The 407-nt window shown below is 63.6% G+C and carries 1 protein-coding gene; it reads left to right on the forward strand.

Going from position 1 to position 407, the window contains the following annotated elements:
* Positions 1 to 407 (forward strand): ABC transporter permease (locus ACFHWW_RS34350; RefSeq protein ID WP_379943857.1); only part of this gene is annotated, 407 nt, incomplete at both ends.

The raw sequence follows: 407 nt of genomic DNA on the forward strand, positions 1-407 counted from the left end.
CTACCGTCATTCTGGTGGCGATCTTCGCCCCGGTCATCGCTCCGCACGATCCAGCGGGGATGGATCTTGCAAGCATGTTCGCACCACCCATGTGGCTCGAGGGCGGCTCGCTTAGCCACCCTCTGGGCACCGACAATCTGGGTCGGGACGTGCTCAGCCGTATCCTCTACGGCTCGCGCACATCGCTGGTCGTCGGGGTCTGCGCGGTCATCGTCGCGGGATGTATCGGCACCCTGCTGGGTCTCGTCGCCGGCTTTTACGGCGGATGGACCGGCAATGCGATCATGCGGGTGACAGACTCCCTCCTCGCGCTGCCGGCAATGCTGATCATGCTGGTCATCGTGGGCGTGTTCGGTCCCAGCCTTGTGACGCTGATCTTCGTGATGGGATGCACGAAATGGGTGCCG

The sequence above is a fragment of the Sinorhizobium sp. P24N7 genome (assembly GCF_042436655.1).
Taxonomy (GTDB): domain Bacteria; phylum Pseudomonadota; class Alphaproteobacteria; order Rhizobiales; family Rhizobiaceae; genus Sinorhizobium; species Sinorhizobium meliloti_A.